Below are 5,585 nucleotides of genomic sequence, written 5' to 3' on the forward strand. Positions count from 1 at the left end.
GGCCCTGCACAGCCCGCCGCTGGCGGACACCGTCGTCAACGCCTCCCCCGCGGACACCCGGGGCGCCTACTACCGCGACGCGTCCCGCTCCGCGCCGCACAACCTCTTCGCGCGCGCCGACGCGCTGCCCACGACCAGCGCCCGCACACCCGCCTCCCTGTTCCCGTCCGGTGGCGCTCCCGGCGGGGGCGTTCCCGTCACCGAGCGGACGGTCGCCTACGGTGCGGCCACGTTCTCGTTCCGCTGGCAGGCGGGGCACTGGCTGATCTGGCAGGACGGCAGCCCGTTCACCTCCACCGAGGCCGGTCAGCTGGCCGCGGGCACCGTCATCGTGCAGCGGGTGGCCACCCACCCCGAGCCGTTCCCGGAGGACACCGGCGGCGGGGTGACGCCGGTGGCGGAAACGGTGGGCAGCGGCACCGCGACCGTGCTGCGCGACGGCACGAGTTTCGCGGCCACCTGGTCCCGTCCCGCCGCGGGCTCCGCCACCACCTTCACCACCGGCGACGGCCAGGCGCTGCCGGTCGCGGCGGGCCCGGTGTGGGTGCTGCTCGTGGCGTCCTGACCGGTCCAGCCCGCTCCCGCCGTATCTGCGGTCCCCGCCGGGGCTCCTGTCCACGGGGGGCTTCGCCCGGAGCGAAGCCGGAGAAACACTGGGGGAAACCATGTCCTTGACCAAGTTCGCCGATCCGCTGCGCGTCCCGCCCGTGGTCCGGCCACGGCCCGTCGGCGAATCCGGCCTGTCCCGGCTGACCGTCCCGATGCGGGCCACCCGCGTCAGCCTGCACTCGGAACTGCCGTCGACACCGGCCTGGACCTATGCCGGTCACCTGCCGGGGCCGACGATCGAGGTGCGGCGCGGGCAGCCGGTGCGGATCGACTGGCGCAACGAGATCACCGGCCAGTACCCGGTGACGGCCGTCATCGGGCCGGAGTACTCGCAGAACGAGCCGGGCACCAGCGGGGGCACGGTGGATCCGCACGTGGCCGCGCTGCCGCCGTGGACGGTGGTGCACCTGCACGGCGGGCGGACCATCGCGGGCAGCGACGGCTGGACCGAGAACTGCGCGCTGACCGGCCAGTCCCAGGTGGCCGACTACGGCAACGACCAGCGCGCGAGCCTGCTGTGGTACCACGACCACGCGATGGGCATCACGCGGCTGAACGTGCTGAGCGGCCTGGCCGGGCTCTACGTCGTCCGGGACGAGGAGGAGGACCGGCTCGGTCTGCCCTCCGGCCGGTACGAGCTGCCGCTGATGCTGTTCGACCGCAATCTCGGCACCGACGGCCGCGGACGGCTCACCGGCAGGCTCCTGCACAAGACCGAGGAAGGCACCAGCGAGTTCTTCGCCCCGTTCACCCTGGTCAACGGCACCATCTGGCCCTATGCGGAGGTCGAGCCGAGGCCGTACCGCCTGCGCCTGCTCAACGCGGCCAACGCCCGGGTCTACCGCCTGCTGCTGATCGACGAGCAGGGCAGGCCGGTGTCGGAGGCGATCCGGCAGATCGGGGCCGACGGCGGCCTGCTGCCCGCCCCCGTCCCGCTGCCCGCGGCCGGGCTGACGCTCGCCCCGGCCGAGCGGGCCGACCTGCTCGTCGACTTCGCCGCGCTGGCGGGGCGCTCCCTGCGGCTGGTCAACACCGCGGCCGCCCCCTTCGACGGGGCGCCGCCGGCGGCGGACCTGCCGCCCGGGGTGCCGGACCCCGATCCCGACCACCGGCTGACCGAACCGGACGTGCTGCAGTTCCGGGTGGCGCGCGGGCCCGAACGGCGCCCGGTGGTGCTGCCGCCGACGCTCAGCCCTTCGTTCACGCGCCTCGGCCACGACACCTTGCCGCCCCACGAGCACCGCACGGTCGCCCTCGTCGAGCGGGACATGCTGGAACTGTGGGAGCTCGCCGAACTGCCCGCCGGGCAGGAGGCCCCGGCGGGCGGCGTGACCGACGGGATCATCCAGGTGACGGGACCGGGCGCCACCTCCCCCGTCACCTACCGCCGCCAGGCCGCCTCGCTGGAGGACACGGTCAACTGGTTCGTCACGCTGGACGGCTGGGAGGTCTGGCACATCCTCAACCTGACCGGCGACACCCACCCGTTCCACGTGCACCTGGTGTCCTTCCAGGCGCTGGCCCGGGACTGCTACGACACCTCGGGCTTCGATCCGGACCGGGGCGGTACGGCCAAGCCGGTGGCCTTCACCGGGACCGGGGTGCTCGACGCGAACGAGCAGGGCTGGAAGGACACCATTCGCGTCAACCCCGGTGAACAGGTCACCATCGCGGCCCGGTTCGGCGGGGCCACCGGCCGTTACCTCTACCACTGCCACATCCTGGAGCACGAGGACAACGACATGATGCGGCCGTTCGTGGTACTGCCCGCCGCGGTGAAGGCCATGATGGGCCGGATGAGCATGTGACCGGCCTGCTCCCGGCCGTCCCGCACCGGCAGGGCACCATGGACACCGGCGACCATGCCGACTACCGCGAGGAGGGGCGGCCGTGAGCGTGTGGTTCACCTCGGACACGCATTTCGACCACGCGCTTGTCGCGGGCCTGCGGGGGTTCTCCTCGCCCGCCGAGCACGATGCCCACGTGGTCGAGCAGTGGAACGCCACGGTGCGTCCGGGCGACCAGGTGTGGCACCTCGGCGACGTCGGCATGGGCCGGCTCGCGCGGTTCGCCGACACCCTGCGGCAGCTCCACGGCGAGATCCACCTCGTCACCGGCAACCACGACGAACCGTGGCCGGGGCTGCGCCAGGCGCACAAGCATCAGCGTGCGTGGCTGGAGCACTTCGCCTCCGTGCAGGCGTACGCGCGTCGCCGCATCGCGGGCCTCAACGTGCTGCTGTGCCACTTCCCGTACGAGGGCGATCACACCGGCGAAGACCGCGCCTCGCAGTACCGCCTGCCCGACCTGGGGCTGTGGCTGCTGCACGGCCACGTGCACAGCGAGTGGCGGACGCGGGGACGCCAGCTCAACGTCGGGCTCGACGTCAACGCGATGCGCCCGATCCACCTCGACACGATCGCCGCGGAGATCAGCGCCACCCGGTTCGACACCAGCGCAACCCGCTGAACCGGGGAAACGCCGATCGTCGGTGTCAGGACGGTCGCGGCCGGTGGCCGCTCACGATCGACAGCCGGTTGAAGGTGCCGATCGTGAGCGCCACCCAGCTCACCGCGCCGAACTCGTCGTCGGTGAGGTGCTCGCGGGCCCGGGCGAGCTCCTGTTCGCGGAGGTGCGGGGCGGGCAGTCCGGCGACCGCCTCGGCCACGGCCAGCGCCGCCTGCTCGCGAGGGGAGAACAGGCCTGCCTCGCGCCAGGCGGGCAGCACCGACAACCGCTGGGCGGTTTCGCCCGCCTTGAGCGCCGCCCTGGTGTGCAGGTCGAGGCAGTAGGCACAGGCGTTGATCTGCGAGACGCGCAGGTTGATCAGCTCGATGAGCCGCCGGTCGAGTCCGGCCTCCTGGGCGGTCGCGCGGACGGTCTTCGCGACCTGGAGCAGCGCCTCGTACGCCTCGGGGTTCTGCTTGTCCAGAAAGACGTGCTCCCGCCGGGCCTGGGTGTCCATCCGCTGTCTCTCCCTTTGTCCGGAACGAAGGGGATAGTATCGTCCCTGGATGTTGACACGACAGCAATCGAGGCGGGACGGCGGGATCATGAGCGACACCGAAGCGGCGCCGGAGGAGCCGACCGGCCGCGATGAAACGGGCAGTGAGGGTCCGCGCGTGTCCGTGCTCACCGCCCGGGATGTGCCGCTCGGCGGCCCGCGCGCGATGAAGGTGCGCCGGACGCTGCCGCAGCGCGGGCGCTCCCTGATCGGCGCGTGGTGCTTCGCCGACCACTACGGCCCCGAGGACGTGGCCGTGACCGGCGGGATGGATGTCGCCCCGCACCCCCACACCGGACTGCAGACGGCCAGCTGGCTGTTCAGCGGCGAGATCGAGCACCGCGACAGCCTGGGTTCGCACGCACTCGTCCGCCCGGGCGAGCTGAACCTGATGACGGGCGGGCACGGGATCTGCCATTCCGAAGTGTCCACTCCGGACACCACGATCCTGCACGGCGTGCAGTTGTGGATCGCGCTGCCGGACGAGCATCGCCACACCGCACGGGCGTTCCGCCACTACGCGCCCCCGCGCACACCCCTGCCGGGCGGCGCCGCACGGGTGTTCCTCGGCACGCTCGGCGGCTCCACCTCCCCGGTGGAGACCTTCACCCCGCTGCTGGGCGCCGAACTCACCCTCGACCCGCACACGACGCTGACCCTGGACGTCGACCCGTCGTTCGAGCACGGGATCCTCCTCGACACCGGGGCGGTCACCGTCGCGGGCACCGGCCTCGCACCCGCCGAACTCGGTTACGCCGGGCCCGGCCCGGCGCGGCTGGAACTGGCGAACCCGGGCGACGAACCGGCCAGGATGCTGGTGCTCGGCGGGACACCGTTCACCGAGGCGATCGTCATGTGGTGGAACTTCCTGGGCCGCAGCCACGAGGAGATCGCGGAGTTCCGGCAGGCCTGGGAGGAGGGTTCCGAGCAGTTCGGCCGGGTCGAGGGCTACCGGGGCAGCCCGCAGCGGCTGCCCGCGCCGAAGCTCCCGAACGGCAGGATCACCCCTCGCCGCAACCCCGTTCCGCAGCACGACACCCCGCAGGAGAGGCACCGATGACCGAAACCGCAGACACCACAGAGAACGCCGTCACCGTCCGGCGGGCGGACGCCGAGAACCGCTACGAAATCCGGGTGGACGGCGAACTCGCGGGCTTCACGGCCTACCGCGACCGCGGCGATCAGCGGGTCTTCTACCACACCGAAATCGCCGAAGCCTTCGGCGGCCGGGGGCTGAGCGGCGTGCTGGTCGGCCAGGCGCTCACCGACGTCCGCGAGTCCGGCAGGACGGCCGTGCCGGTCTGCCCCCTGGTCGCCGCCTATTTGCGCAAACACCCGGAGTACGCCGACATCGCCCGCCCGGTCGAGCCCGCGATCCTGAGTTGGCTGGACACCGAACTCGGCTGAGCAGGCGCTCAACCGGCGTCGCGCGCAAGACGCTCCAGCAGCCGCTCGTAGATCGTGGTCAGGGTCCTGCGCTCCGGTCCGGAAAGCAGATCGAAGAAGTAGCGGCGGACCGTTTCGACGTGTTCGGGCGCGGCGGCCTCGATGGCCGCCCGCCCCCGTCCGGTCAGCCGCACCATCGCGCCGCGCGCGTCCTCCTCGCATTCCTCGCGCACGACCAGGCCGCGTTTTTCCATGCGCCGGACCTGGTGGGACAGGCGGCTGCGGTCCCAGCCCGCGACGCGGCCGAGTTCGCGCATGCGGAGCAGCCCTTCCGGCGCTTCGGACAGCGGTACCAGGACGGTGTACTCCGCGGCGGTCAGCCCGGCGTCGCGTTCCAGTTGCCGTTCGAAGGCCCGCTGGAGCTCGCGGCCGAGGCCGAGGTGGGCTCGCCACAGCCGCGCTTCCTGCTCGTCGAGCCAGCGCGCAGGTGCCATTTCCGCAGCCTAGCGCACTTTGTTGATGCGTCCCCTTCGATCCGGGGAAGCCGTGAAGGGTCCCTTCACAGTCGAATCGACTGTGAAGGGAC

Annotated in this window: 7 protein-coding genes; 5 read left to right on the forward strand and 2 right to left on the reverse strand. The window is 72.2% G+C overall.

Features of this window, described 5'->3' with window-relative positions; all coding sequences use genetic code 11:
- From FNH05_RS30695 to FNH05_RS30705, 3 genes are all read left to right on the forward strand, one after another.
- On the forward strand, positions 1 to 565 hold a 565-nt coding region (locus FNH05_RS30695), incomplete at its 5' end, for a DUF3048 domain-containing protein (RefSeq protein ID WP_144592348.1).
- Positions 566 to 665: 100 nt separating this feature from the next.
- Positions 666 to 2,417, forward strand: coding sequence for a multicopper oxidase family protein (locus tag FNH05_RS30700; RefSeq protein WP_144592349.1), 1,752 nt, complete (start codon positions 666 to 668; stop codon positions 2,415 to 2,417).
- 82 nt (positions 2,418 to 2,499) lie between these two features.
- Entirely contained in the window at positions 2,500 to 3,078 is a 579-nt protein-coding gene (locus FNH05_RS30705; RefSeq protein ID WP_144592350.1) for a metallophosphoesterase family protein, read from the forward strand.
- Positions 3,079 to 3,103: 25 nt separating this feature from the next.
- Here FNH05_RS30705 and FNH05_RS30710 read toward each other — a convergent pair whose 3' ends face one another.
- Positions 3,104 to 3,574, reverse strand: coding sequence for a carboxymuconolactone decarboxylase family protein (locus FNH05_RS30710; protein ID WP_144592351.1), 471 nt, complete (start codon positions 3,572 to 3,574; stop codon positions 3,104 to 3,106).
- Between the two features lie 88 nt (positions 3,575 to 3,662).
- Between FNH05_RS30710 and FNH05_RS30715 the strand changes: the two genes are divergently transcribed.
- Together FNH05_RS30715 and FNH05_RS30720 are read left to right on the forward strand one after the other, a co-directional pair.
- Complete coding sequence (locus FNH05_RS30715; protein ID WP_144592352.1) at positions 3,663 to 4,673, forward strand: pirin family protein; 1,011 nt, start codon at positions 3,663 to 3,665, stop codon at positions 4,671 to 4,673.
- Positions 4,670 to 5,020: a GNAT family N-acetyltransferase gene (locus FNH05_RS30720; protein WP_144592353.1), complete on the forward strand. Its 351-nt coding sequence runs from the start codon at positions 4,670 to 4,672 to the stop codon at positions 5,018 to 5,020. The genes FNH05_RS30715 and FNH05_RS30720 overlap by 4 nt, the downstream gene beginning before the upstream one ends.
- A gap of 8 nt (positions 5,021 to 5,028) precedes the next feature.
- Here the strand turns inward: FNH05_RS30720 and FNH05_RS30725 are convergent, their stop codons facing one another.
- Positions 5,029 to 5,493 carry a MarR family winged helix-turn-helix transcriptional regulator gene (locus FNH05_RS30725; RefSeq protein ID WP_144592354.1) on the reverse strand — a complete coding sequence of 155 codons (465 nt, stop codon included), beginning with the start codon at positions 5,491 to 5,493 and terminating at the stop codon, positions 5,029 to 5,031.
- Positions 5,494 to 5,585: the final 92 nt, after the last annotated feature.

Origin of the sequence: Amycolatopsis rhizosphaerae (assembly GCF_007713715.1) — a bacterium.
GTDB lineage: Bacteria > Actinomycetota > Actinomycetes > Mycobacteriales > Pseudonocardiaceae > Amycolatopsis_E > Amycolatopsis_E rhizosphaerae.